Annotated in this window: 25 protein-coding genes; 16 read left to right on the top strand and 9 right to left on the bottom strand. The window is 62.8% G+C overall.

Annotated features, from left to right (window positions below):
* From atpB to glmS, 12 genes are all read left to right on the top strand, one after another.
* Positions 1-870 carry a F0F1 ATP synthase subunit A gene (atpB, locus tag ACYAF3_RS11255; RefSeq protein ID WP_003100237.1) on the top strand — a complete coding sequence of 290 codons (870 nt, stop codon included), beginning with the start codon at positions 1-3 and terminating at the stop codon, positions 868-870.
* A gap of 49 nt (positions 871-919) precedes the next feature.
* A complete protein-coding gene (gene atpE, locus ACYAF3_RS11250; RefSeq protein ID WP_003097235.1) occupies positions 920-1,177 on the top strand; it encodes a F0F1 ATP synthase subunit C in 258 nt (85 codons plus the stop codon).
* A 57-nt stretch (positions 1,178-1,234) separates the two neighbouring features.
* Positions 1,235-1,705, top strand: a complete 471-nt coding sequence (locus tag ACYAF3_RS11245; protein WP_003100235.1) for a F0F1 ATP synthase subunit B — start codon at positions 1,235-1,237, stop codon at positions 1,703-1,705.
* 11 nt (positions 1,706-1,716) lie between these two features.
* On the top strand, positions 1,717-2,253 hold the full coding sequence (locus tag ACYAF3_RS11240; RefSeq protein WP_003097135.1) for a F0F1 ATP synthase subunit delta: 537 nt from the start codon (positions 1,717-1,719) through the stop codon (positions 2,251-2,253).
* A gap of 18 nt (positions 2,254-2,271) precedes the next feature.
* Entirely contained in the window at positions 2,272-3,816 is a 1,545-nt protein-coding gene (gene atpA, locus ACYAF3_RS11235) for a F0F1 ATP synthase subunit alpha (RefSeq protein WP_003097134.1), read from the top strand.
* Positions 3,817-3,866: 50 nt separating this feature from the next.
* Positions 3,867-4,727, top strand: coding sequence for a F0F1 ATP synthase subunit gamma (gene atpG, locus ACYAF3_RS11230; RefSeq protein WP_003097132.1), 861 nt, complete (start codon positions 3,867-3,869; stop codon positions 4,725-4,727).
* A 30-nt stretch (positions 4,728-4,757) separates the two neighbouring features.
* A complete protein-coding gene (gene atpD / locus ACYAF3_RS11225) occupies positions 4,758-6,134 on the top strand; it encodes a F0F1 ATP synthase subunit beta (protein ID WP_003097130.1) in 1,377 nt (458 codons plus the stop codon).
* A 41-nt stretch (positions 6,135-6,175) separates the two neighbouring features.
* Positions 6,176-6,601 (top strand): F0F1 ATP synthase subunit epsilon, encoded by a 426-nt coding sequence (locus ACYAF3_RS11220; RefSeq protein WP_003097128.1) that lies wholly within the window; start codon positions 6,176-6,178, stop codon positions 6,599-6,601.
* A gap of 120 nt (positions 6,602-6,721) precedes the next feature.
* On the top strand, positions 6,722-8,086 hold the full coding sequence (gene glmU / locus ACYAF3_RS11215; protein ID WP_003114651.1) for a bifunctional UDP-N-acetylglucosamine diphosphorylase/glucosamine-1-phosphate N-acetyltransferase GlmU: 1,365 nt from the start codon (positions 6,722-6,724) through the stop codon (positions 8,084-8,086).
* Between the two features lie 13 nt (positions 8,087-8,099).
* Complete coding sequence (locus tag ACYAF3_RS11210; protein ID WP_023087942.1) at positions 8,100-8,609, top strand: M23 family metallopeptidase; 510 nt, start codon at positions 8,100-8,102, stop codon at positions 8,607-8,609.
* A 67-nt stretch (positions 8,610-8,676) separates the two neighbouring features.
* Positions 8,677-9,450: a DeoR/GlpR family DNA-binding transcription regulator gene (locus ACYAF3_RS11205; RefSeq protein WP_023087941.1), complete on the top strand. Its 774-nt coding sequence runs from the start codon at positions 8,677-8,679 to the stop codon at positions 9,448-9,450.
* A gap of 15 nt (positions 9,451-9,465) precedes the next feature.
* Entirely contained in the window at positions 9,466-11,301 is a 1,836-nt protein-coding gene (gene glmS, locus ACYAF3_RS11200; protein WP_128669656.1) for a glutamine--fructose-6-phosphate transaminase (isomerizing), read from the top strand.
* A gap of 54 nt (positions 11,302-11,355) precedes the next feature.
* Here the strand turns inward: glmS and ACYAF3_RS11195 are convergent, their stop codons facing one another.
* The 9 genes from ACYAF3_RS11195 to ACYAF3_RS11155 form a co-directional block, all read right to left on the bottom strand.
* Entirely contained in the window at positions 11,356-12,561 is a 1,206-nt protein-coding gene (locus ACYAF3_RS11195) for an MFS transporter (protein WP_023087940.1), read from the bottom strand.
* A 159-nt stretch (positions 12,562-12,720) separates the two neighbouring features.
* Positions 12,721-13,611 carry a 2OG-Fe(II) oxygenase family protein gene (locus tag ACYAF3_RS11190; protein WP_003100219.1) on the bottom strand — a complete coding sequence of 297 codons (891 nt, stop codon included), beginning with the start codon at positions 13,609-13,611 and terminating at the stop codon, positions 12,721-12,723.
* Positions 13,612-13,658: 47 nt separating this feature from the next.
* Complete coding sequence (locus ACYAF3_RS11185) at positions 13,659-14,606, bottom strand: 2OG-Fe(II) oxygenase family protein (protein ID WP_014603451.1); 948 nt, start codon at positions 14,604-14,606, stop codon at positions 13,659-13,661.
* 28 nt (positions 14,607-14,634) lie between these two features.
* Positions 14,635-15,516: a 2OG-Fe(II) oxygenase family protein gene (locus ACYAF3_RS11180; RefSeq protein ID WP_003100213.1), complete on the bottom strand. Its 882-nt coding sequence runs from the start codon at positions 15,514-15,516 to the stop codon at positions 14,635-14,637.
* 25 nt (positions 15,517-15,541) lie between these two features.
* The gene (locus ACYAF3_RS11175) at positions 15,542-16,972 is read right to left on the bottom strand and encodes a cytochrome P450 (protein ID WP_023131431.1); all 1,431 of its coding nucleotides are present in this window, start codon (positions 16,970-16,972) and stop codon (positions 15,542-15,544) included.
* Positions 16,969-17,910 (bottom strand): 2OG-Fe(II) oxygenase family protein, encoded by a 942-nt coding sequence (locus ACYAF3_RS11170; RefSeq protein WP_023131430.1) that lies wholly within the window; start codon positions 17,908-17,910, stop codon positions 16,969-16,971. The genes ACYAF3_RS11175 and ACYAF3_RS11170 overlap by 4 nt, the downstream gene beginning before the upstream one ends.
* Positions 17,907-18,875: a 2OG-Fe(II) oxygenase family protein gene (locus ACYAF3_RS11165; protein WP_003100204.1), complete on the bottom strand. Its 969-nt coding sequence runs from the start codon at positions 18,873-18,875 to the stop codon at positions 17,907-17,909. Before ACYAF3_RS11165 ends, ACYAF3_RS11170 begins: the two co-directional genes overlap by 4 nt.
* Positions 18,876-18,877: 2 nt before the next feature.
* Positions 18,878-19,612 carry a tRNA-dependent cyclodipeptide synthase gene (locus ACYAF3_RS11160; protein WP_017001986.1) on the bottom strand — a complete coding sequence of 245 codons (735 nt, stop codon included), beginning with the start codon at positions 19,610-19,612 and terminating at the stop codon, positions 18,878-18,880.
* 457 nt (positions 19,613-20,069) lie between these two features.
* Positions 20,070-20,693: an HAD-IB family phosphatase gene (locus ACYAF3_RS11155; RefSeq protein WP_003099642.1), complete on the bottom strand. Its 624-nt coding sequence runs from the start codon at positions 20,691-20,693 to the stop codon at positions 20,070-20,072.
* 237 nt (positions 20,694-20,930) lie between these two features.
* Here ACYAF3_RS11155 and cfaB point away from each other — a divergent pair, with 237 nt between their 5' ends.
* The 4 genes from cfaB (at position 20,931) to ACYAF3_RS11135 (ending at position 25,732) form a co-directional block, all read left to right on the top strand.
* Positions 20,931-22,115, top strand: a complete 1,185-nt coding sequence (gene cfaB / locus ACYAF3_RS11150; RefSeq protein ID WP_003099645.1) for a C17 cyclopropane fatty acid synthase CfaB — start codon at positions 20,931-20,933, stop codon at positions 22,113-22,115.
* Between the two features lie 163 nt (positions 22,116-22,278).
* Positions 22,279-23,238, top strand: coding sequence for a TAXI family TRAP transporter solute-binding subunit (locus ACYAF3_RS11145; RefSeq protein WP_003097103.1), 960 nt, complete (start codon positions 22,279-22,281; stop codon positions 23,236-23,238).
* A gap of 74 nt (positions 23,239-23,312) precedes the next feature.
* The gene (locus ACYAF3_RS11140) at positions 23,313-25,337 is read left to right on the top strand and encodes a TRAP transporter permease (protein WP_003099653.1); all 2,025 of its coding nucleotides are present in this window, start codon (positions 23,313-23,315) and stop codon (positions 25,335-25,337) included.
* Positions 25,334-25,732, top strand: a complete 399-nt coding sequence (locus ACYAF3_RS11135; RefSeq protein WP_003099655.1) for a DUF1850 domain-containing protein — start codon at positions 25,334-25,336, stop codon at positions 25,730-25,732. Before ACYAF3_RS11140 ends, ACYAF3_RS11135 begins: the two co-directional genes overlap by 4 nt.

Raw genomic sequence — 25,732 nt, 5'->3', positions numbered from 1 at the left:
ATGGCAGCAGAAACCGCTTCGGGTTACATCCAGCACCACTTGCAGAACCTGACCTTCGGGCGTCTGCCTAATGGTGATTGGGGGTTCGCCCACACCGCCGAGCAAGCCAAGGAAATGGGCTTCTGGGCATTCCACGTAGACACCCTGGGCTGGTCGGTACTGCTCGGCGTGGTGTTCCTGTTCATCTTCCGCCTGGCGGCCAAGAAGGCCACCAGCGGCCAGCCGGGTGGACTGCAGAACTTCGTCGAGGTGATGGTCGAGTTCGTCGACACCAGCGTCAAGGACACCTTCCACGGGCGTAACCCGTTGATCGCGCCCCTGGCCCTGACCGTGTTCGTCTGGATCTTCCTGCTCAACCTGATCGACCTGGTACCGGTGGACTACCTGCCGATGCTGGCCGCGAAGATCACCGGCGACGAGCACCTGTTCTTCCGCGCGGTGGCCACCACCGACCCGAACGCCACCCTCGGCCTGTCGATCTCGGTGTTCGCCCTGATCGTCTTTTACAGCATCAAGGTCAAGGGCATCGGCGGCTTCCTCGGTGAACTGACCCTGCACCCCTTCAGCAGCAAGAACATCGTCGTTCAGATCCTGCTGATTCCGGTGAACTTCCTGCTCGAGTTCGTGACCCTGATCGCCAAGCCGGTTTCGCTGGCGCTGCGTCTGTTCGGCAACATGTATGCCGGCGAACTGATCTTCATTCTGATCGCCGTCATGTTCGGTAGCGGAATGTTCCTGCTGAGTGCCCTGGGCGTAGCCCTGAACTGGGCGTGGGCTGTGTTCCACATCCTGATCATCACCCTGCAGGCCTTCATCTTCATGATGCTGACCATCGTCTACCTGTCGATGGCGCACGAAGACAACCATTAATCGATTCGCTTCAACCTTTAACCAACACGACAAAAAGTCGGGAGGAAAAATGGAAACTGTAGTTGGACTGACTGCTATCGCCGTTGCTCTGCTGATTGGCCTGGGTGCCCTGGGTACCGCCATCGGTTTCGGTCTGCTGGGTGGCAAGTTCCTGGAAGGCGCAGCTCGTCAGCCTGAAATGGTTCCGATGCTGCAGGTGAAAATGTTCATCGTCGCCGGCCTGCTGGACGCCGTGACCATGATCGGTGTGGGTATCGCCCTGTTCTTCACCTTCGCGAATCCCTTCGTTGGTCAAATCGCCGGCTAATCACTCGAATCATTCGATTTGAGTGTTTGACGGACAACGAACGAGCGAGGTGTTGGCGTGAACATTAATGCAACCCTGATTGGCCAGTCCGTTGCGTTCTTCATCTTTGTGCTGTTCTGCATGAAGTTCGTGTGGCCTCCGGTCATCGCGGCTCTGCAAGAGCGTCAGAAGAAGATCGCTGACGGCCTGGACGCTGCCAACCGCGCGGCTCGTGATCTGGAGCTGGCTCATGAGAAAGCGGGCCAGCAACTGCGCGAAGCCAAGGCTCAGGCAGCCGAAATCGTCGAACAGGCGAAGAAACGCGCTAACCAGATCGTCGATGAAGCCCGCGACCAGGCCCGTACCGAAGGCGAACGCCTGAAGGCCCAGGCCCAAGCGGAAATCGAACAGGAACTGAACAGCGTCAAGGACGCCCTGCGTGCCCAAGTGGGTGCCCTGGCCGTCACCGGCGCAGAGAAGATCCTGGGTGCTTCGATCGACGCAAACGCGCACGAGCAGCTGGTTTCCAAACTGGCAGCCGAGATCTAAGCGAGGGCGCTATGGCAGAACTGACCACGTTGGCTCGTCCCTACGCAAAGGCGGCTTTCGAGTACGCCCAGGCTCATCAGCAACTGGCCGATTGGTCGGCTGCGCTGGGTGTGCTGGCCGCAGTGTCGCAGGACGACACCGTGCGCCAGCTGCTCAAAGAGCCTCAGCTGACCTCTTCGGCCAAGGCCCAGAGCCTGATCGATGTGTGCGGCGACAAGCTGAATGCACCAGCCCAGAACTTCGTCCGGACTGTGGCTGAGAACAAGCGGCTCGAACTGCTGCCGACCATCGCTGAGATGTACGAGCAGTTGAAGGCCGAGCAGGAAAAGTCGGTCGAGGTAGAAGTCACCAGTGCCTTCACCTTGAGCAAAGAACAGCAGGACAAACTCGCCAAGGCTCTCAGCGCCCGGCTCAGTCGCGAAGTGCGGCTACATGCGTCGGAAGACGCGAGCCTGATCGGCGGCGTGATCATTCGCGCCGGTGACTTGGTAATCGATGGCTCGGTGCGCGGCAAGCTCGCGAAACTGGCCGAAGCGTTGAAATCTTGAGTTTGAAGGGGCAGCGGCATGCAGCAACTCAATCCTTCCGAAATTAGTGAAATCATCAAGGGGCGCATCGAGAAACTCGACGTCGCCTCCCAAGCACGAAACGAAGGCACCATCGTCAGCGTGTCCGACGGTATCGTGCGCATCTACGGTCTGGCCGACGTCATGTACGGCGAGATGATCGAGTTCCCGGGCGGCGTCTACGGTATGGCGCTGAACCTGGAGCAGGATTCCGTGGGTGCCGTGGTCCTGGGTGAATACCAGGGCCTCGCCGAAGGCATGAACGCCAAGTGCACCGGGCGCATCCTGGAGGTTCCGGTCGGTCCGGAACTGCTGGGTCGCGTAGTCGACGCACTGGGCAATCCGATCGACGGCAAGGGTCCGATCGACGCCAAGGCCACCGACGCGGTCGAGAAGGTCGCTCCGGGCGTGATCTGGCGTAAGTCGGTAGACCAGCCGGTACAGACCGGCTACAAGTCGGTCGACGCCATGATCCCGGTAGGCCGTGGCCAGCGCGAGCTGATCATCGGCGACCGCCAGATCGGCAAGACCGCCCTCGCGGTCGACGCCATCATCAACCAGAAAGACAGCGGCATTAAGTGCGTCTACGTGGCCATCGGCCAGAAGCAGTCCACTATCGCCAACGTCGTACGCAAGCTGGAAGAGAACGGTGCCCTGGCCAACACCATCGTGGTCGCCGCCAGCGCTTCCGAGTCCGCCGCCCTGCAATACCTGGCGCCGTACTCCGGTTGCACCATGGGCGAATACTTCCGTGATCGCGGTGAAGACGCCCTGATCGTCTACGACGACCTGTCCAAGCAGGCCGTGGCTTATCGCCAGATCTCCCTGCTGCTGCGCCGTCCGCCGGGCCGCGAAGCCTACCCGGGCGACGTGTTCTATCTCCACAGCCGTCTGCTGGAGCGCGCTTCCCGCGTTTCCGAAGAGTATGTCGAGAAGTTCACCAACGGCGCCGTGACCGGCAAGACTGGCTCGCTGACCGCGCTGCCGATCATCGAGACCCAGGCCGGCGACGTTTCCGCGTTCGTTCCGACCAACGTGATCTCGATCACCGACGGCCAGATCTTCCTGGAATCCGCCATGTTCAACTCGGGTATCCGTCCGGCCGTCAACGCCGGTATCTCGGTATCCCGCGTAGGTGGCGCGGCCCAGACCAAGATCATCAAGAAGCTGTCCGGCGGCATCCGTACCGCTCTGGCCCAGTACCGTGAACTGGCCGCCTTCGCCCAGTTCGCCTCGGACCTGGACGAAGCGACCCGCAAGCAGCTGGAGCATGGTCAGCGCGTTACCGAGCTGATGAAGCAGAAGCAGTACGCGCCGATGTCGATCGCCGAGATGTCGCTGTCCCTGTATGCCGCCGAGCGTGGCTTCCTGCAGGACGTCGAAATCGCCAAGGTCGGTAGCTTCGAGCAGGCGTTGATCTCCTACTTCCAGCGCGAGCATGCCGCTCTGCTGGCGAAGATCAACGAGAAAGGTGACTTCAACGACGAAATCGACGCGGGCATCAAGGCCGGCATCGAGAAGTTCAAGGCCACCCAAACCTGGTAAGCCGCAGCGGGAGCCGCGAGGCTCCCGCCTGCTAACCCGATAGGTGTCAAATGGCAGGCGCAAAAGAGATTCGCAGCAAGATTGCGAGCATCAAAAGCACGCAAAAGATCACCAATGCCATGGAAAAAGTGGCGGTGAGCAAGATGCGCAAGGCACAAATGCGCATGGCGGCCGGCCGTCCCTACGCGGAGCGTATTCGCCAGGTGATCGGCCATCTGGCCAACGCCAACCCGGAATACCGTCACCCGTTCATGGTCGAGCGTGAAGTCAAGCGCGTCGGCTACATCGTGGTGAGCAGTGACCGTGGTCTGTGCGGCGGTCTGAACATCAACCTGTTCAAGTCCCTCGTCAAGGACATGAGCGGCTACCGCGAGCAAGGGGCGGAAATCGACCTTTGCGTGATCGGTAGCAAGGGCGCTTCGTTCTTCCGCAGTTTCGGCGGCAACGTCGTGGCAGCTATCAGCCACCTCGGCGAAGAGCCTTCGATCAACGACCTGATCGGCAGTGTCAAGGTGATGCTCGACGCATACCTCGAAGGCCGTATCGATCGCCTGTTCGTGGTCTCCAACAAGTTCGTCAACACCATGACCCAGAAGCCGACCGTGGAACAGCTGATTCCGCTGGTGGCCGATGACGATCAGGAGCTGAAGCACCACTGGGACTATCTCTACGAACCCGACGCCAAGTCGCTCCTCGACGGGCTGCTGGTGCGTTACGTGGAATCCCAGGTGTACCAGGCCGTGGTTGAGAACAACGCCTGTGAGCAGGCGGCCCGGATGATTGCAATGAAGAACGCTACCGACAACGCCGGCGAGCTGATCAGCGATTTGCAGCTGATCTACAACAAGGCGCGTCAGGCGGCGATCACCCAGGAAATCTCGGAAATCGTCGGCGGCGCTGCCGCGGTGTAAGAACAGGTTCAAAATTCAGAGGAACCAGACATGAGTAGCGGACGTATCGTTCAAATCATCGGCGCCGTGATCGACGTGGAATTCCCGCGCGATGCCGTGCCGAGCATCTATGAAGCCCTGAAGGTTCAGGGCGTTGAAACCACCCTGGAAGTCCAGCAGCAGCTGGGCGACGGCGTGGTTCGTTCCATTGCGATGGGTTCCACCGAAGGCCTCAAGCGTGGCCTGAACGTGGACAGCACTGGTGCTGCCATCTCCGTGCCGGTCGGTAAAGCGACCCTGGGCCGGATCATGGACGTACTGGGCAACCCGATCGACGAAGCCGGTCCCATCGGCGAAGAAGAGCGCTGGGGCATCCACCGCGAAGCTCCGTCCTATGCCGACCAGGCTGGCGGCAACGAGCTGCTGGAAACCGGCATCAAGGTGATCGACCTGGTCTGCCCGTTCGCCAAGGGCGGCAAGGTAGGCCTGTTCGGCGGCGCCGGCGTGGGCAAGACCGTCAACATGATGGAACTGATCCGTAACATCGCCATCGAGCACAGCGGTTATTCCGTGTTCGCGGGTGTGGGCGAGCGTACTCGTGAGGGTAACGACTTCTACCACGAGATGAAGGACTCCAACGTACTGGACAAGGTAGCCCTGGTATACGGCCAGATGAACGAGCCGCCGGGCAACCGTCTGCGCGTCGCACTGACCGGCCTGACCATGGCCGAGAAGTTCCGTGACGAAGGCCGTGACGTTCTGTTGTTCATCGACAACATCTACCGTTACACCCTCGCCGGTACCGAAGTGTCCGCACTGCTGGGCCGTATGCCGTCCGCGGTGGGTTATCAGCCGACCCTGGCCGAAGAGATGGGCGTTCTGCAGGAGCGCATCACCTCCACCAAGAAAGGCTCGATCACCTCGATCCAGGCCGTATACGTTCCCGCGGACGACCTCACCGACCCGTCCCCGGCGACCACCTTCGCCCACCTGGACGCGACCGTCGTACTGTCCCGTGACATCGCCTCGCTGGGTATCTACCCTGCGGTCGACCCGTTGGACTCCACCTCTCGCCAGCTCGATCCGCTGGTGATCGGCCAGGATCACTACGACACCGCTCGCGGCGTCCAGTATGTTCTGCAGCGCTACAAGGAGCTGAAGGACATCATCGCGATCCTGGGCATGGACGAACTGTCCGAAGCCGACAAGCTGCTGGTGGCGCGCGCTCGTAAGATCCAGCGCTTCCTGTCCCAGCCGTTCTTCGTAGCGGAAGTCTTCACCGGCTCGCCGGGCAAGTACGTTTCCCTGAAGGACACCATCGCTGGCTTCAAGGGCATTCTCAACGGCGACTACGATCACCTGCCGGAGCAGGCGTTCTACATGGTCGGCGGTATCGAAGAAGCGGTCGAGAAAGCCAAAAAACTGTAATCCTGTGCGCCCGGCGACGGGCGCTCATGTGAGGCAAGCGTATGGCCATAACAGTCCATTGCGACATCGTCAGCGCCGAGGCGGAGATCTTCTCCGGCCTGGTCGAGATGGTTATCGCGCACGGCGCTCTGGGTGACCTGGGTATCGCCCCGGGCCACGCGCCGCTGATCACCGACCTGAAACCGGGCCCCATCCGCCTGGTCAAGCAGGGCGGCGAGCAGGAGGTGTACTACATCTCCGGCGGTTTCCTCGAAGTCCAGCCGAACATGGTCAAGGTCCTCGCCGACACCGTGGTTCGTGCCGGCGACCTCGACGAAGCGGCCGCCCAGGAAGCCCTGAAGGCTGCCGAAAAGGCGCTGCAGGGCAAGGGCGCCGAGTTCGACTACAGCGCCGCTGCCGCGCGTCTGGCCGAAGCCGCAGCCCAGCTGCGCACCGTCCAGCAACTGCGCAAGAAGTTCGGCGGCTGATTTCCAGCCGGTACTTCTAGCGGTGTCAGGGAAAAGGGTAGCCTGTGGGCTACCCTTTTTTCGTTTTGCATCTTCACTCACAGGTTTTGCCTGTGACCACCAGGAACGGTAGTCCAGTCCATGTCCCTTGAAATCGTGATTCTCGCCGCCGGCCAGGGCACCCGCATGCGTTCGGCCCTGCCCAAGGTCCTCCATCCCATTGCCGGCAAGCCGATGCTCGGCCACGTCATCGACTGCGCGCGCCAGTTGCAGCCGGAACGGATCCACGTGGTGATCGGCCACGGCGCGGATCTGGTGCGTGAGCGGATGGCCGCCGACGACCTGAATTTCGTGCTCCAGGCCGAACAGCTCGGTACGGGCCATGCGGTGGCCCAGGCCCTGCCGTTCCTCAGTGCAGACCAGGTGCTGATCCTCTACGGCGACGTGCCGCTGATCCAGCTGGACACCTTGCAGCGCCTGCTGGCGCAAGTCACCCCGGACCAGTTGTCGTTGCTCACCGTCGACATGCTCGACCCCACCGGCTACGGCCGCATCGTCCGTGACGACCAGGGCGCGGTGCAGGCCATCGTCGAGCACAAGGACGCGACCCCGGCGCAGCGCCAGATCGGCGAGATCAACACCGGCATCCTCGCGGTGCCGGGCAAGCGCCTTGCCGACTGGCTCGGCCGCCTGTCCAACGACAACGCCCAGGGCGAGTACTACCTGACCGACGTGATCGCCATGGCGGTCGGCGACGGCCTGGTGGTGGCCAGCGCCCAACCGCTGGACGCGATGGAAGTGCAGGGCGTCAATGACCGCATGCAACAGGCCCAGCTGGAGCGTCACTACCAGCGCCTGCGCGCAGAGGAGCTGATGCGCCAGGGCGTGACCCTGCTCGATCCGCAGCGCCTGGATGTCCGTGGCGAAATCTCGGTCGGCCGCGACGTGCTGATCGACGTCAATGTGGTGCTGGAAGGCCGCGTGGTGATCGAGGACGACGTGCGCATCGGACCGAACTGCGTGATTCGCGACAGCGTCCTGCGGCGTGGCGCGGTGATCAAGGCCAACAGCCACCTGGAAGGCGCGGAGCTGGGCGAGGGTAGCGATGCCGGTCCGTTCGCCCGCCTGCGTCCGGGCAGCGTGCTCGGCGCTCGGGCCCATGTCGGCAACTTCGTCGAACTGAAGAATGCCCGCCTGGGCGAGGGCAGCAAGGCCGGCCACCTGAGCTACCTGGGCGATGCCGAGTTGGGCGCCAACTGCAACATCGGCGCCGGCACCATCACCTGCAACTACGATGGCGCGAACAAGTTCCGCACCGAGCTGGGCGACGATGTGTTCATCGGCTCGAACAACTCGCTGGTGGCGCCGCTGAAGATCGGCGATGGCGCGACGACCGCGGCCGGCTCCACCATCACCCATGAGGTTCCGGCGAAGAACCTGGCCTTCGGCCGCGCCCGGCAGAAGAACCTGGAAAACTGGAAGCGCCCGGAAAAAATCAAGAAGTAACGGAGCGGCACGGATGCCGAAGCCTGCGAAACGGATCGTGCTGGGGCTGCTCATAGCCTGGGCGGTGCTGCCCGAATGGCCGCGGATACCCGTCGAAGGCGCCAGTGCCCGCGACTGGAATCCGCGAACCTTCTGGTTCGAGCCCTGGGGGCGCTCCGGAGTGCACAAGGGCATCGACATCTTCGCCCGCAGCGGCACCCCCGTACGCTCCGCCAGCTACGGCCTGGTGCTCTATCGCGGGGAGATCGCTCTCGGCGGCAAGGTCGTCCTGGTGCTGGCGCCCAAGTGGCGCCTGCATTACTACGCCCATCTCGATAGCCTCGACGCCTATCCGGGCCAGCCGGTCCTTGCCGGTTCCCGCCTGGGTACGGTCGGCACCACCGGCAACGCGCGCGGCAAGCCGGCCCACCTGCACTACGCGATCATCACCTTGCTGCCCTATCCCTGGCTGGCCGACGACAACACCCAGGGTTGGAAGAAAATGTTCTATCTCGATCCCGATACGGTGCTGCCGAGCCGATGAAAAGTCATTGACGGGAAGCGCCGGATAAGTTTTGATTCGCACACTTTTCTTTCGAAACGAAACTTAAGTGATCTCGAAACGTAATACGCCGCAACGTCGCCATGCCATCCTCGCGCTGCTTTCCGAGCAGGGCGAGGTCAGCGTGGACGCACTCGCCAAGCGCTTTTCCACCTCGGAAGTGACCATCCGCAAGGACCTCGCCGCCATGGAAAGCCACGGCCTGCTGTTGCGTCGCTACGGCGGTGCGGTGCCGATGCCGCAGGAACTGATCGGTGAAGCTGCGCAGCCCGTCTCGCCCTACAAGCAGGCTATCGGTCGCGCCGCCGCGGCGCGCATCCGCGAGCATGCGCGGATCATCATCGACAGTGGCAGCACCACCGCGGCGATGATCCCCGAACTCGGGCACAAGCCGGGCCTGGTGGTGATGACCAACTCGCTGAACGTGGTCAACGCCCTGCGCGAACTGGAGCACGAGCCGGTGCTGCTGATGACCGGGGGGACCTGGGATCCGCATTCCGAGTCGTTCCAGGGACAGGTTGCCGAGCAGGTGCTGCGTTCCTATGACTTCGACCAACTATTCATCGGTGCCGACGGCATCGATCTCGAACGCGGGACGACCACGTTCAACGAATTGCTGGGCCTGAGCCGGGTGATGGCCGAGGTCGCCCGCGAGGTGATCGTCATGGCCGAGGCCGACAAGGTCGGTCGGCGCATTCCCAACCAGGAGTTGCCCTGGAGCAGCATCCATACCCTGATTACCGACGAGCGCCTGGATCCTTCCGCGCGCGAACAGATAACCGCCCGGGGCGTCACGCTGATCTGCGCCCCGGTCGAGGCCTGAAAGGAGAAAGACCCCATGTGTGGAATCGTAGGCGCGATCGCCGAGCGCAACATCACCCCCATCCTCATCGAAGGCCTCAAGCGCCTCGAGTATCGCGGCTACGACAGCGCCGGCGTGGCGGTCTTCGATAACGAAGGCAGGCTGCAGCGCTGCCGCCGGGTCGGCAAGGTCGCCAGCCTGGAGGAAGGCCTGGCCAGTACGCCGCTGCTCGGCCGCCTGGGCATCGCCCATACCCGCTGGGCGACCCACGGCGCGCCAACCGAAGGCAACGCCCACCCGCATTTCTCCAGCGACGAACTGGCGGTGGTGCACAACGGCATCATCGAGAACCACGAACCTCTCCGTGAGCGGCTCAAGGGCCTGGGCTACGTGTTCACCTCGCAGACCGACACCGAGGTCATCGTCCACCTGCTGCACCACAAGCTGCAGTCCATCGGCGACCTGACCCTGGCGCTGAAGGACGCGGTCAAGGAATTGCACGGGGCCTATGGGCTGGCAGTGATCAGCGCGGCGCAGCCGGACCGCATCGTCGCCGCTCGCAGCGGCAGCCCGCTGGTAATCGGCCTCGGGCTTGGCGAGAACTTCCTCGCTTCCGACCAACTGGCGCTGCGCCAGGTGACCGACCGCTTCATCTACCTGGAAGAAGGCGATATCGCCGAGATCCGTCGCGACAGCGTGCGCCTGTGGGATGTCCAGGGCAACGACGTGCAGCGCGAGACCGTGCAGTACCACGAAGGCGCCGAAGCCGCCGACAAGGGCGAGTACCGGCACTTCATGCTCAAGGAAATCCACGAGCAGCCCAGCGTCGTGCAGCGCACCCTGGAAGGCCGCCTCGGGCAGAACCAGGTAATGGTGGAAAGCTTCGGCCCGCAGGCGGCGGAGCTGTTCGCCAAGGTCCGCAACGTGCAGATCGTCGCCTGCGGCACCAGTTACCACGCCGGCATGGTCTCCCGTTACTGGCTGGAAAGCCTGACCGGGATTCCCTGCCAGGTGGAGGTCGCCAGCGAGTTCCGCTACCGCAAGGTCGCGGTGCAGCCGGATTGCCTGTTCGTCACCATCTCCCAGTCCGGTGAGACCGCCGACACCCTGGCTGCCCTGCGCAACGCCAAGGAGCTGGGCTTCCTCTCCAGCGTGGCGATCTGCAACGTTGCCACCAGTTCGCTGGTGCGCGAATCCGACCTGACCCTGCTGACCCAGGCCGGCCCGGAAATCGGCGTGGCCTCGACCAAGGCCTTCACCACCCAGTTGGTCGCCCTGCTGCTGCTGACCCTGGGCATCGGCCAGGTGCAGAAGCGCCTGGCCGATGGCGTCGAAGCCGAGCTGGTGGACGAACTGCGTCGCCTGCCGACCCGGCTGGGCGAGGCGCTGGCGATGAACCGGACGGTGGAGAAGGTTTCCGAGCTGTTCGCTGAGAAGCACCACACCCTGTTCCTCGGCCGTGGCGCGCAGTTCCCGGTGGCCCTGGAAGGCGCGCTGAAGCTCAAGGAAATTTCCTATATCCATGCCGAAGCCTACCCGGCCGGCGAACTCAAGCATGGCCCGCTGGCGCTGGTGGACAGCGACATGCCGGTGGTTACCGTGGCGCCGAACAACGAGCTGGTGGAGAAGCTCAAGTCGAACCTGCAGGAAGTCCGCGCCCGCGGCGGCGAACTGGTGGTGTTCGCCGACGAAGGCGCGGGCATCGAGGCTGGCGAGGGCACCCATGTGGTGGGCATGCCGCACATCGGCGACGTGCTCTCGCCGATCCTCTACACCATCCCGTTGCAATTGCTCTCGTACCATGTCGCCGTGCTCAAGGGCACCGACGTCGACCAGCCGCGCAACCTGGCCAAGTCGGTCACCGTCGAGTAACGCCGGCCGCGTGCCCGAGAAGCCGGGGCAGGCATGCGGCCCCGGCGCTCGCCGTCAATCGCGCAACGGCAGCGTCTCGTCGCTCCTGCGGCTGGCGAACCAGTCCAGCACGGTGAGCCAGGCGCCGATCCCCAGGCCGATGCCCAATACCCACAGGGTGGCGGGCGGCCCCTTCAGCTCCAGCAGTCGCACAGCCAGGGGCACGCTGGCGAGAATGGCGATGTTGTTGAACGTCTCGGCGAACGACAGCACCATGCCCTTGTCCGGCCCGGAGCGCGAGGCGAGTACCACCGTGCCCGCCGGCGCGCCCAGGCCCAGCGCGGCGCCCCAGGCGCCCAGGCAGCAGAGCGCCACGGGCAACGGTAGCGGCAGGAGCATGAAGGTCGACATCGATAGCACCAGGAGCGCCAGCACCAGCAGGAGCATGTCTTCGTCGCGCTTCAGATAACGTCGCAGGTAACCCGCGGCGAGGTTGCCCACGGCCAGGCCCACGCCGAAGGCGGCGATGCTGACGCCTATCTGCGCGGTGCTGAAGCCGTAGCGCTGGCGCAGCACCTCTCCCGAGAGAAGCAGGCCGGCGACCCCGGTGCCGTTCCAGGCACCCTTGGCGATCAGTGGCCTGAGGATGCTCCATTGCCTGCACCAGCCCAGCGCATGGCCCTCGGCGCGCGGTGCCACGGCTTGCACGGGAAGGCGCTGGCGTGCCATCAGGAAGACCAGCACGCAACCGCACGAGACCATCAGGAAGGGCGCCGCCCAGCCGAAGAAGTCCGAGAGGAGGCCGGCCAGTGCCGGGCCGGCGGCAATGCCGAGGGTCATGCCGAGCATCACCTGGCCCATGGCACCGGCCTGTCTTTGCGGGGCGACCACCTCCGCGACCAGGGCGAAGGTGGTCGGGATGATGATTGCCGAGGCGATGCCCCCGATCACCCGCAGGACGACGGCAATTTCCAGGGTCGGGGCGATGACGATGGCCAGAGTATCGACCGCGAAGAGGACCAGGGCGAGCAGCAGCAGCTTCCTGCGTTGCATGCGGTCGGAGAAGTAGCCCAGCAACGGCGCGGCGATCGCATAGGAGAACGCGTAGCTGGAGATCAGCCAGGCGGCGCCGCTGGTAGTGGTGTGGAACGCCTGCGCCAGCGGCCCGAGCATGGAGGACAGCATGAACTCGGTCACGCCGACGAAGAATACGGCCATCGACAGGGCCAGCAGGAACAGGCCGTCGAGCTTCTGTGAAGGCGGGGAAATTTTCTGGTTCATGATGTTCTCTTTGGCTGAATGAGCGGACGAACGCCAAGGGGGCGCCGGCTCGTGGAGCCGGCGCCAGGGTCAGGGATGAGTTGATCTGCCGAGGACTGGGGAAGGAAAGCCGACTTTGCGGCGGCTCTCCGGGGAATGCAGGTACTGCGGGGAGGAGGGTCAATATAGACCCTGGGTATTCTCTTGGTAAGTATTGTGCAGAATTTCGTTGAGGAACATTTCGAAATCTGCTTCCAGCACCAGGCCGTGGCCTGGAAGATAGCGAAACAGGCCAGGGCATGTCCGTGGGTCCAGGCTGCTATCCACGAACAGGGCATAGGAGAAGCGATCGGCTTGGCCTGGCAATTGTTCCTGCACTCGGTGAGCGACGGCGGCGACAGGAGTGGCCGAGTGACGGGTCAGTATCTCCATCGCGCAGCCGAAGTTGACGATGAATTCGCCGGGACGGGGCGAGACCGGCAGCCAGTCTCCCTCGCGAAGAACCTCAAGTCCAGGCTCCAGCGAGCGCAGGATGGTCACCCAACCCGAGTCCTTGTGCACATTCAGCCCGCGGGCCCGGACGTGGCTGCGGAAATGGTTAAAGGTCAGGTGATAGGTGCCTTGCATGGAGAGGCAGCGTCCCGTGGCCTCGTCCCACAGCTCTACCGGCAGGTCCAGTTCCGCGAGTACGGCCCGCAGCACCTCGAGACTGAAACTCCGCATCCGTTCGGCCTGCCGCAGCAAAGGGCCTGGGAACACTGTCTGCCAGAATCGGCTCTCGAGGAAGAACTGCTCGACCTGGTCGACGTCGCGGGAGAAATATCCTTCCCGGCGCGCCAGCCGATCTTCGGTCCACTGCGAGAAACCCTGGTAGGGCGCGCCGAGGCCCTCCTGGCGAGGCAGGTAGAAGTTGCGGGCGAAGGTATCGCCGGCTGCCAGGTCCAGGCTCGGTGACTTGACGAAGAAGAACCCGTCGGCGATGGCGCGGGCGAAGCCATCGCTGCTGTCGAAGCGTAGCTTTCCGTCGATCAGTTCGGCCGAAGCCAGAGCATAGGTGGCGTTTGGGTTCATCGTTTGTCATCCCCGGGACCGGTTGGGTGAACTCCTCTGGCATGGGGTCAGAGGAGGATGTCGTCGTTGTAGGTCCGGCTGACCTCCTGTTCGGCGAATTCGAGGACCGTCTGTACCTTCTGGGCTCCGGCCGGACCGTATCGGTAGATGTCGCCGCCCAGATCGCTATCCAGGAAAACGACATAGGAGTAGCGTTCGTCCGGGCTCGCGCGCTCGGTGCGGGCTACCCCGTGGACATTAGCGTGGACCTTTCTCGACAGGTGTTCGGAAAGCACTTCCATGGAACTGCCGAAGTTGATGATGAGATGGCCAGGCAGTGGGTTGATCGAGCGGAGCTGGCCGTCGATATAGGCGATCAGTCCGGGTTCGGTGGAGCGCAGGACGGTGACCCAGCCCGAGTCTCGATGGAACTTGGAACCACGGATCGGCTTGCTGGCGCGGAAATGATTGAAGCCGAACATCTGGTGGCCCTGTCCTTCGGACAGGCCGCTGGTCAGGCGTGCCCATTCCGCGCGGGGGATGTCTAGCTCCGCGAGCACCGCGCGCAGGACGCCAATACCCAGCTCCGCCATTTGTACGCCCAGTGCAGCCACGGCCTCAGGTATAAGAGACCAGTTGCCTCGTTCGATGTAGACGTTCTCCCACTGATCGTGCTCCCTGTCGAAATAGCCTTGGTAGGCCCCTGGTATCTGGCATTCCTTGAACCCCGTATAGGTGGACAAGGCGCCCTCTGCTCGGGGAAGGAAGCAATTGCGGACGAATAGGTCGCCAGGGCAGAAGTCCATCCGAGCTGGAACTTCCAGCAGGAAGAAGCCGTGCCTGCGCGCCTGTTCGAAGCCGTCTGGATGATCGAAGACGAGTCTGCTTTCCAGCAGGCGCGATCGCGCCATCTCGATGGGTGGGTATTGGTGGACCTGGCTCTCCAGTGGCATTGCCGGAAGGTTGACCGGAGCGCGTAGCGTCGGAGAGCTGGCGGTTTTCGGTTTCGTGTTCACTGGCGCCTCCTGCGAAGGATGTATGGGCTCAGCGATGAGCCGTCTCCACCTTGGGATGGAATTCGTAACCCATTTCCGCGGCTTTGCGTTTCTGAAACTCGAGGAAGGATTGCACCGGCTTAACGGTCTCGCCGCTGATCTGGTACAGGTCCTGGTCCCAGCGCGGACCGATGTAGGAACCGAAGGTGAACCTGTCCGCTTTTCGCTCTTGCGGTTCCATTCTGCGGACGCGGTGATAGCTGGCCTGGACAGGGGTGGCGGACTTCTCGGTTAGGAGTTCGAAGGAGTGTCCAAGTACCAGGGTGAAATGGCCGGGCATGGGATCGAAAGGAATCCAGGAGCCATTTTCCAGCGACTCCAGCCCAGGCTCCGTGGTGTAGAGCAGGGTGGTAAAACCGCTGTCCTTGTGGGCGGTGAGACCCACCGGGTGGGCGCTGTCAGCGCGGAAATGATTGAAGATGCAGTACTGCAGCGCCTGGTTGGAAGACATGCCGCCGGCTATCAGGTCGAAATGTCTTTCCTCGATGCCGACCAGCGCGAACAGTTGCGAGAGAACACTGCGGTTCAGGTCGTTCATTGCCCAAAGCAGGTCGGCGGCGGGGGCGGGAAGATATTCCCGCCACAGGCCGCATTCGATCTGCAGCAGTTCGTCCTGGTCGGCACCTGTGCGGGAATAGCCCAGCAGGGACTTGCCGAGATCCTTGCGATGGAACCCCCGGAAGGCGTTGTCGGCGTCTACCTCGGGTTCCAGATAATAGCTCTGGGCCAGGGCGATGCCGGCCGAAAAGTCCCAGCCCCGTGGGTGCTCGAGGTGGAAGGCACCTAGCTTGCGCGCGCGACTGAAACCGTCTTCTTCCTTGAAGTGCAGCATGCCGTCGAGCATCCGGGCGGATGGAAGGATATTGCTCATCAAGCGTTCTCCATGACGTACAGGTTCACAGGGCGGCGGCCCTGGCAGTGAGGATGATGTTTCCCGAACGTCGGGGCCGCGGCATGGAACTGTGAGGTGCCAGCGTGGAGTCGGCTTCTGTCACGCAGACCTTGTAGAGGCGGTACAGCTCCGTCAGGATCAGCGCCTGTTCCCTGACGGAGAACAGGCGGCCTGGGCATTTGCGCGGGCTTCTATGGGTGTTGACCATGTTGAAGGAGTTGATTTCGTAGCGGTTCCTGGCCAGCAGCGACACGGCCTGGCCGTGGCTGGTCTGGTTGCGGATGAGCTGCCGGATGTTGTCCGTATCGAACCGCTCGGCGTGGGGGAACAGCGACGCGTCGCGATTGGCCCGCCGTCGATCGAGCCAGAGCATCGTATTGGCGGGAATCGTAACCTCGGTGCCGCGATGGCGGATGCGTATCGGCCGGTTGGTCCGGCGCCACAATGCAGTGGGGTTGCTGCCACCCAGGCGGATCGCTTCAAGCACCAGTAGGTAGGCCTCGTCCAGCGCTTGTTCCGGGTTGTCTACTACACCCAGCAGACGTTCTTTCTCGGCTGGATTGTCCTCCAGGTAGGTGAGCGTCCAGAGCAGACTGAGGGCCGTGGTGTCATAGGTCGCGACGATGATCGTACCCAGTTCCTTGAGTGATGCGGCATCCAGCGCTCGTATGGTTTCGCGTGTGAAGGGCCGGGAGAAGCAGTCGAACTGGGCGAGGATCATGTTCGTTGGAGGAGCCCGGACAATCGATTCGTAGTTCGAATCCAGCATGTCGCGCGTCATCTCGACGATCATGTCGGCGTTCTCGATCGATTCCGGATTCATCTTGCTGATGACCTCCGAGGCGATCTCGAAGAAGTCCCTGGCGATCACTCCGTATTCGGTGCTTTGCAGGTAGTGGGTCAGGGGCTTCTGATGAAAATCCAGGACGCCGGGCAACCCGCTGTCGATGCGCGCTACCATGTGCAGGCAGAAGTCCTGCAAGGGCAGCGAGCGACCTGCCACCTCTCGCAGGTAGTGTTGGGCCATTTCGCGTACATGCGGGTCCAGACTGGTAACGAACCGGTTGCTGCCGAGCACGCGTTCGACCACGGCGCGCTTGGCCTTGCGTCGCTCGTCCTGCGCGGGCAGGGAACCGAGGAAGGAACCGAAGAGCTCGGCGTTCGCATTGATCGAGGGCGCCAGATCCTCGTCGTCGACGAGGGGCGCGTTGGTCGTCTGGTAGAGCGCCAGGTCGTCTCCGAGCCAGAAGGTACAGAGTCCTTCGTTGTTCTCCGCCAGTTCCGCGATGCCGGAACGGGCGAAGTAGGTGGAGGCGTCCAGGCCCTGGCACACCGTGGCATGGTGGAAAGCCTCGGCGTGTCCGGTAGCCGGACAAGAGCCGGAATGATGGGCGATGAGGCCGGGGAAGGGCGCGCTATTCTCTTTGCTGTTCATGGGCGCAGGTACCGGTTTGCGTGGTCGTCGGCTGGGGCGGCGGCCCCAGGCCCTTCGGCGATGCCGAAATCGGTATAGCTGTCCTTCCAGGTCTGCTCGTTGAATTCGCGAAGGAAGGTCTCTACCGGAATGACCGGCTCGGCGCGCTGGCCGTCGGCGGTGAGGCTGTAGAGCGCGCCGGTCGCAGGTGGATTGAGGAATGCCGCGAAGGAGTAGCGATCGCCCCGCTCCACCGTCGATGAACTCTGTCGGACCTGGTGGAGAACCGCGGCGGCCGGGATTGGCAACCTGGCGGTGAGAAGTTCCAGGCTGCCCCCGAAATTGATCAGGAAATGCCCTTCCATGGGGGGGACCTCGACCCATCCTTCCTCGAGTCGCGCCTGCAGGCCTGGCTGGTCGCAGTACAAGACGGTGACGAAGCCGGTGTCCTTGTGCGCTGGAGCGCCCTGCATGTTGCGCTCGGGTCGGTAGTGGCTGACGGCGAACCAGGTGACGCCCTTCCCTTCGCTGGTCCCGCCGGTGACGTCGGGCCACAACCGTGGCGCTACGCCGAGGCTGCCGAGGATCTCACGCAGGATGAGCCGGGCGATCTCGTGCATCCGTTCGCACAGTCGGTTCACTTCGTCTGGAAACGACGCCTGGCGTTGTCTGGCGTCGGCAAGGATATGTTCGGTCTGGAAGTTCTCCCGGTCGAAATAGATGTCGGGAAGGTTCCTGAAACCCCGGTAACGGGCGTCTGCATGGGGCTCTTCCACGGCAGGTTGGTAGAACTCTTGGGCGAAGCGGATACCTGGTGCGAGATCCAGTTCTTCTGGAATACGCAGGGCGAAGAAGCCGTCGCGTAGCGCCCGCGCAAAGCCATCCGCCTGGCTGAAGACCAGGTGCCTGGAATCATCCAGATAGGCCTTGCAGGGATGGAACTGGGGAAGCCCGCTCATGGATTGTCCGTCTCCCTGATGACCGTACCCTGGTAGATCTCCTCGTCGTTCGCGTCGATGATGTCGCGCGAACTGCAGACTCTCCTGAGTCCCTCTCCCGTTGCATAGCTGTAGATGCCTGCCTCGGTGCCGGGAGTGCAGTGACTGGAGGTGAAATGAGCGAAGCTGCAGCGGTCGTGGGTCTGATGCCTGACCCTGTGCATGATGGCCCTGACGGGTGTGGAGGAGCCGCGAGTAAGCACTTCCATGGAGAGACCAAAGTTGACCACGAAATGATCGGGTGAGGGCTCCAGCGCCTCCCAGCGATCATTGCGGTTGACTTCCAGCCCCGGTTCGGTGGTGCGTAACAGCGTCAGGAACCCATCGTCCTTGTGGGAAGCCAGCCCGACACCCGCGAAGCGCGGGCGATAGTGATTGAAGGTTAAATGGTAGGAACCCTGGGCGTCCGAGGCACCGCCGGTAGCCAGGCTCCAGAATTCCGGATCGATGTCGGTGAGCGACAGGATGGCACGCAGCAACTGCCGACTGTAAGCGGTCAGCTGTTCGCCGGCCTGGAGGATTTCCTCTGGGTAGTGGGTTTTCCAGAAGCGTCGTTCCAGCAGGAATTGCTCGATCTGGTTGATTCGTTCATGAAAACCCAGCAGGGGATCGTCGAAGGTTTCCGCTGTGAGTTCGCGAAATGCACCGTAGGGGGCGATGGCCGGGCCCTTGAAGAAATTGCTGGCGAACAGGTCGCAGTCGCGGACCTGGAAATCGTCCGGTATTCGCAACAGGAAAACGCCATCTCTCAACGCCGCCACGCGGGTTTGTTCGGAGGGGAAGACCAGATGCTCGTCCTCCAGATAGGCCTCTTGCAGTTTTGCCAGGGTATCTACAGGACGTTTATCGATTCTCTTCTCGTAGACATCCTGGTAGATCGAACCTCGGTTCAATTGCCAGGCCACCGGCTTGGGAGAGGAACTCATTCCTATCTCCTTTTCAATTGCAGGGAAACCACGGTAAGTTTCTGCAATTCATCGAGCATTCCTGGAAAGTCACCCGCTGCTATTTCTGCCAACGTACTGAAAGCACCGGGATAGGCCATGACTTTGAAGCCTTTTCTTACTAGGCAGGCGAATACGGAAAACTCTTCGAGAAAATATCGCGAGGAAAAGTCGAGGCGATGCCTCTGCTGTTCTTCACTCAACTTCTCCCAATTATGCCGGTGGTAGTTTCTTCCAAACTTTTCCACCGAATCTCGGAATCCAGAGTGCTCCAGGAAATAGTTACGCAAACTTGTATAGAAATCCTTGCATTCTGTACTGGCCTGGATCTCCGAACAGGTTATGTACTCGAAGTCCGTGGCGTGTCGGTAGGCATCGACGATGAGCCGGCTTTCCTCCATGAACGCGTCGCCCAGTCTGACGGCCTCGCGGCGGGCATCTTCCTCGGGCATGTCCCGCGTGGACTGCAAGGTAATCCGGTGAATATGGTCGCCTATCAAAATACTGCATTTCTCAAAGCGCCGAGCCGCCCACTCGACCATGGAATGGAAGCGGTTGGGAGTGAAATTTCTATTTTCCAGGCTGACGCCCAGAAAGCACTTTGGCTCGTCCTCAAAACTGTTACGCCTGGTGTGTGGTGAAACGAAAGCGATCTTCGCTTTATACCGCTCACCCGCTAGAAGGCTTCGTGTGCTGAAATCTTCCGCTATCAGGTTCATTGGCTAATTCCAGAAATAATGAATTGTTCGAATTATTTGCGTAAATTGGTTTTCGCAACTTCTGGGCGTTGTGAGGGTAAGCGCTGTAGAATATCGAACAACTATTAATTTTAATGGGCGGAGAAGAAATCCAGATTTCCGGATATTGCCGGAAGCCCTATAGGGCAAATAGCCACCAATAGCCCTAAGTCCAAGCCAGACCGAGAATTTTCTTTTTCGCTGACTGCCGCTTCGAGATGACCGAAGAGGTTTCCGGCAGACCAGATTCCTCTTGCCGGTTCCGACCAAACGTCGATCTGGTTTTGGCCATCGGTTGATGGCGAAAGGCTATTTTTCTGCGGGCATCGGCTTTTTCGCAGGCGATGGTTTCAGGCCAGCCAGCTTTCTTCGGCTCCGAAGGGGGAGCGCTACCAGCAGTCCCGTTTCAAGTGGGTTACGGTGCCTTGAGGCGAACCGGTCAGCGGAACGGTTTCCAGAAGCGCTCCAGCGCCGCCGCCAGCAGTTCCGTATCGCCGCGCGAGTCGCCCCAGGCGCGCAGGGAGTATTGGGTCAGCGGACCGTAGTGCCGCTCCAGGCGGCAGACTTTCTCGTCGCGCCGGCAGTTGCGGCCGACGATCCTGCCGGTCAGTACGCCGTCTACCACTTCCAGCTCGGTGGCGATCAGGTGCACGCCGAGCTTCTCGGCGAACGGCCTGAGTAGCAGCGAAGGGGAGGCGGAACAGATGGTCACGGTGCTGCCGCTGCTGACCTGGTCGGCCACCGCGGTCAATGCGTGGGGACGCATCAGTGTTTCCCAGAAGCGGTTCTGGTAGGCCAGCGCCCGCTCTTCCAGCACATGTACGGGCACATCGGTGAGGAAGGTGGCGATCAGGCGCGCCTTCAGGTCGTCGCGGTCGATACGCCGGCAGAGATAGGCCAGGCTGGGTCCTGCCATGCGCAGCATGCGGCGGACGAACACCCGGTTGCCGAAGGCGAAACGCAGGAAGGGCACGAAGCTGTCTCGGTATGTCAGGGTACCGTCGAAGTCGAACACGGAGAGAAAGCGTACTTCGCGTGTTTCGAGGGATACGGTCTCGTTCATCGGCATTCCTTATGTCGCTTCCGCTTCCTTTGACAGGGTGTATGCGTCATTCCGTTATTGCAGCAAGGGAAAGTTTGTATATCAGAACTGTCAACTATCCATGGGCAGACTGGCTGCTAACCTGAATCGGAGTGCTCAGGGGTTTTGCATCGATAGATAGGAGGCTAAGTAGTCGATAGCAAAACTCTATCAGGTACTGGACTATAGTGTTCCCGTCTTGTGACCAGGAGGTTTGGCATGATTGCACAGCTCCCCTCTGAGTTGCTGTCCCTGCAACTGCCGTTGCGGATCCGCATCGGCGATGCTCAGGCGTTCGATCTGGGGCCGGATCCACAGGTAACCATGGTCATTCGCGACCCCTCGCTGCTAACCGAGATCACCCATCCCAGCCTCGATGCGCTGGGCAAGGCCTACGTCGAGAAGCGTCTCGACATCGAAGGACCGATCAGCCAGGTCATCGGTATCGGCGATGCCCTCAGCGAAGCGCTCGGCGAACCCGATGGCGGCGCGCCGCCGGTTCGCGAAAGCCATGACAAGGACACCGACGCCGAAGCCATCCATTACCACTACGACCTGTCCAACGACTTCTACCAGCTCTGGCTGGATCCGGAAATGGTCTATTCCTGCGCTTATTTCGAGACCGGCAAGGAAGACCTCGCCACCGCGCAACTGGCCAAGCTCCGTCACCTGTGCCGCAAGCTGCGTTTGCAGCCGGGCGAGAAGCTGCTCGATGTCGGTTGCGGTTGGGGGGGGCTGGCGCGCCTGGCCGCTCGCGAGTTCGGCGTCGAGGTCACCGGCATCACATTGAGCAAGGAGCAGCTGGCGCTCGGCCGGGAGCGAGTCAAGGCCGAAGGCCTGGAGGACCGAGTCACCCTCAAGCTGCTGGATTACCGCGACCTGCCGCGCGATGGCCGCTTCGACAAGGTGGTCAGCGTCGGCATGTTCGAGCACGTCGGGCACGCCAACCTGGGGCTGTACTTCCAGCAACTGTACGATGCGGTGCGTCCCGGCGGCCTGGTGATGAACCACGGCATCACCTCGCGCTACACCGACGGCCGCCCGGTTGGCAAGGGGGCCGGCGACTTCATCGATCGCTACGTGTTTCCCCACGGCGAGCTGCCGCACCTGTCGCTGGCGGTGGCGCGGATGAGCGAAGCCGGGCTGGAAGTAGTCGACGTGGAAAGCCTGCGTCTGCACTACGCCCGGACCCTGGATTTCTGGAGCGCCAACCTGGAAGCCAGGCTGAAGGAGGCGGCTCGCCTGGTGCCCGAGGAAACCCTGCGGATCTGGCGGCTGTACCTGGCCGGATGCGCCTACGGCTTCAAGCGCGGCTGGATCAACCTGCACCAGATCCTCGCCATTCGCCCCCACGAGGATGGCTCCCACGAGCTGCCCTGGTCGCGGCGCGACCTGTACGCCTGAACGCCGGCGACCGGCTCCCTTGCGGAGCCGGTCGCGCAATCGGTCCTTGCTGATTGTCCTGCGTGGCGGGGCGGTCTAGTCTGCACGAAGTCCTGCGCGGTCGAAGGAAGCCGGGACGCTTCCGCGACAGCGCGACAACAACGATAAGAACAGGAGACTTCCCATGTCGCTGAGCAGACGCTTCGGTCTTTTCACGCTTGCCGCAACGGTGACCTTCAGTACCGCGGTCTTTGCCGCGCCGACCTTCATCAATATCCTCACCGGCGGCACCAGCGGGGTCTATTACCCCATAGGGGTCGGCCTCTCGCAGATCTACGGGCACGATATCCAGGGCGCGAAAACCTCGGTGCAGGCCACCAAGGCTTCGGTCGAGAACCTCAACCTGTTGCAGGCCGGGCGTGGAGAACTGGCGCTGGCGCTGGGCGACTCGGTCGCCGACGCCTGGAACGGGGTCGCCGACGCCGGCTTCAAGGCGCCGTTGAAGAAGCTGCGGGCTATCGGCAATACCTATCCGAACTATATCCAGGTAGTGGCCAGCCAAGCCTCGGGCATCAAGACCCTGGCCGACCTGAAAGGCAAGCGCATTTCGGTGGGCGCGCCCAAGAGCGGTACCGAGCTGAACGCCCGGGCGATCTTCAAGGCCGCCGGCCTGAGCTACGAGGACATGGGCAAGGTGGAGTACCTGCCCTACGCCGAGTCGGTGGAGCTGATCAAGAACCGCCAGCTCGACGCTACGCTGCAATCCTCCGGCCTGGGCATGGCGGCCATCCGCGACCTGGCCTCGACCATGCCGATCACCTTCGTCGCGATCCCGGCGGACGTGGTGGCGAAGATCGACAGCCCGGCCTATCACGCCGCGAGCATTCCCGCCGGCACCTACGACGGCCAGGAGCAGGACGTGCCGACGGTGGCGATCGACAATATCCTGGTCAGCCACTCCGGGGTCAGCGACGAGCTGGCCTACCAGATGACCAAGCTGATGTTCGACAACCTGCCGCGCCTGGTCACCGCCCATGCTGCCGCCAAGGACATCGCCCTGGACAAGGCGGCGAAGAACCTGCCGATTCCGCTGCATCCCGGCGCCGAGCGCTTCTACAAGGAGAAGGGCGTACTGCCCGAGTGAGGCCCGTTTCTCCGTAGCCCCGGTCCGTGCGGCGGACCGGGTTCCCCGCGTTTCCGGCTGTAGGGAGTCGATGCATGAGCGATCATCAGAACGGGCTGCATCTTGAGGCGGAAAACTGGCCGCGCGCGTTGTTCGCCGTGGCCCTGGCCTTTTCCGTGTTCCAGGTCGTCACCGCGGCCTTTCCCCTGATTTCCACCCAGGTCCTGCGGGCAATGCACGTCGGACTGCTGTTGCTGGTGGTGTACATCAGCTATCCCGCCTTCGGCATAGGTCGCCCCTGGCAGCCGCTGGCCTGGTTGCTGGGCATGGCCGGCCTGGGCACGGCGGTCTACCAGTGGGTTTTCGAGGGCGACCTGATCCAGCGCTCCGGAGAGCTGACCCAGGCCGACATGGTCGTCGGCGTGGTGCTGATCGTTCTGGTCTTCGAGGCGGCGCGACGGGTGATGGGCATCGCCTTGCCGATCATCTGCGCGCTGTTTCTTGCCTATGGCCTGTTCGGCGAACACCTGCCGGGCGACCTGGCCCACCGCGGCTACGGCTTCGACCAGATCGTCAACCAGCTGTCGTTCGGTACCGAAGGTCTCTACGGCACGCCGACCTACGTATCGGCCACCTACATCTATCTGTTCATCCTGTTCGGCGCCTTCCTCGAGCAGGCCGGCATGATCCGCCTGTTCACCGATTTCGCCATGGGCCTGTTCGGTCACCGGGTCGGCGGGCCGGCCAAGGTCTCGGTATTCTCCTCGGCGCTGATGGGCACCATCACCGGCTCCGGCGTGGCCAACGTGGTCACCACCGGACAGTTCACCATCCCGCTGATGAAGCGTTTCGGCTACAAGCCGGCGTTCGCCGGCGGCGTCGAGGCGACCGCGAGCATGGGCAGCCAACTGATGCCGCCGGTGATGGGGGCGGTGGCGTTCATCATGGCCGAGACCATCAACGTCCCCTACGTGGAGATCGCCAAGGCGGCGCTGATCCCGGCCCTGCTGTATTTCGGCTCGGTGTACTGGATGGTCCACCTCGAGGCCCGCCGGGCCGATCTAAAGGGCCTGCCGCGCGATCAGTGTCCGAGCGCCTGGGGTGCCGTCCGCGAGCGCTGGTTCCTGCTGATTCCGTTGCTGGTGCTGATCGCGCTGCTGTTCTCCGGGCGCACGCCGCTGTTCTCCGGAACCATCGGCCTGGCGCTGACCGCCATCGTCATCCTCGGTTCGGCGATCATCCTGCGGGTGTCCTCGCTCGGCCTGCGCATCGCCTTCTGGGTGGCGCTGGGGCTGCTCTGCGCGGGGTTCTTCCGCCTCGGCATCGGGGTGATCTTCGTCGTGATCGCGGCCCTGGCCCTGGCCTGCTGGTTCGTCCGTGGCGGCCGGGAAACCCTGCGCATCTGCGTCCGCGCCCTCGCCGAAGGTGCGCGACATGCGATCCCGGTGGGCATCGCCTGCACCCTGGTGGGAGTCATCATCGGGGTGATTTCGCTGACCGGCATCGCCACCACCTTCGCCAGCTACGTGCTCGACCTGGGACGGGAGAACCTGCTACTGTCGCTGGTCCTGACCATGGTCACCTGCCTGGTCCTGGGAATGGGCATCCCGACCATCCCCAACTACATCATCACCAGCTCCATCGCCGCGCCGGCGCTGCTGGAACTGGGGGTGCCGCTGATCGTCTCGCACATGTTCGTCTTCTACTTCGGCATCCTCGCCGACCTCACCCCTCCGGTGGCGCTGGCCTGTTTCGCGGCCGCGCCGATCGCCAAGGAAAGGGGATTGAAGATCAGCTTCTGGGCGGTGCGCATCGCCCTGGCGGGTTTCGTGGTGCCGTTCATGGCGGTGTATTCCCCGGCGCTGATGCTGCAGGAAGGCGGTTGGGGGGCGACGCTCTATGTCACCTGCAAGGCGGTGCTGGCCATCGGCCTGTGGGGCATGGCTTCCATCGGCTACCTGCAGGGGCCGCTGGCCTGGTGGGAGCGCCTGGTGGCGTTCGCCGCCGGGGCCAGCCTGGTCCTGGCCTTGCCGATCAGCGACGAGCTGGGCTTCGTCCTCGGCGCGCTGGTGATCGGCTGGCACCTCTGGCGCCAGCGTGCGCGCGAGGCGGTGGCGTGATCGCGCTGTGTCTGGGCATGGCCGGCAGCGTCTGGGCGACGCTGCCGCTGCAGTCGTTCACCCTGGCCTGGCAACACACGGTCGAGAAGGTGCTCTGGGAAGAAGACTATCGCCTGAGTGAGCGCGGCCTGCTGCTGGAAGAGGCCCGGGTGCGGGGCAGCGGGGCGGGGATGGAGATTCCCGAGGGCGCCGTGCTGCGTGACGGCGCCTGGCATTACCACCGTGGGGTGCCGCCGCTGCAACCGTTGCGGCTGGGGCGCACACCGGAGGCCGGCGACTACCGGATCTGCCGTCAGGGGCGCTGCGATGCGCTGGCGCGCTGGATCGGGCCGCCGGACCCTGAGCGCCCGGCGGTCGAACTCTGGGCGTGTCCGATACGGGACCCGAGCGACTGA

The sequence above is a fragment of the Pseudomonas sp. TZ252 genome (genome assembly GCF_056110345.1).
This window is presented reverse-complemented; position numbering and strand designations above follow the sequence as displayed.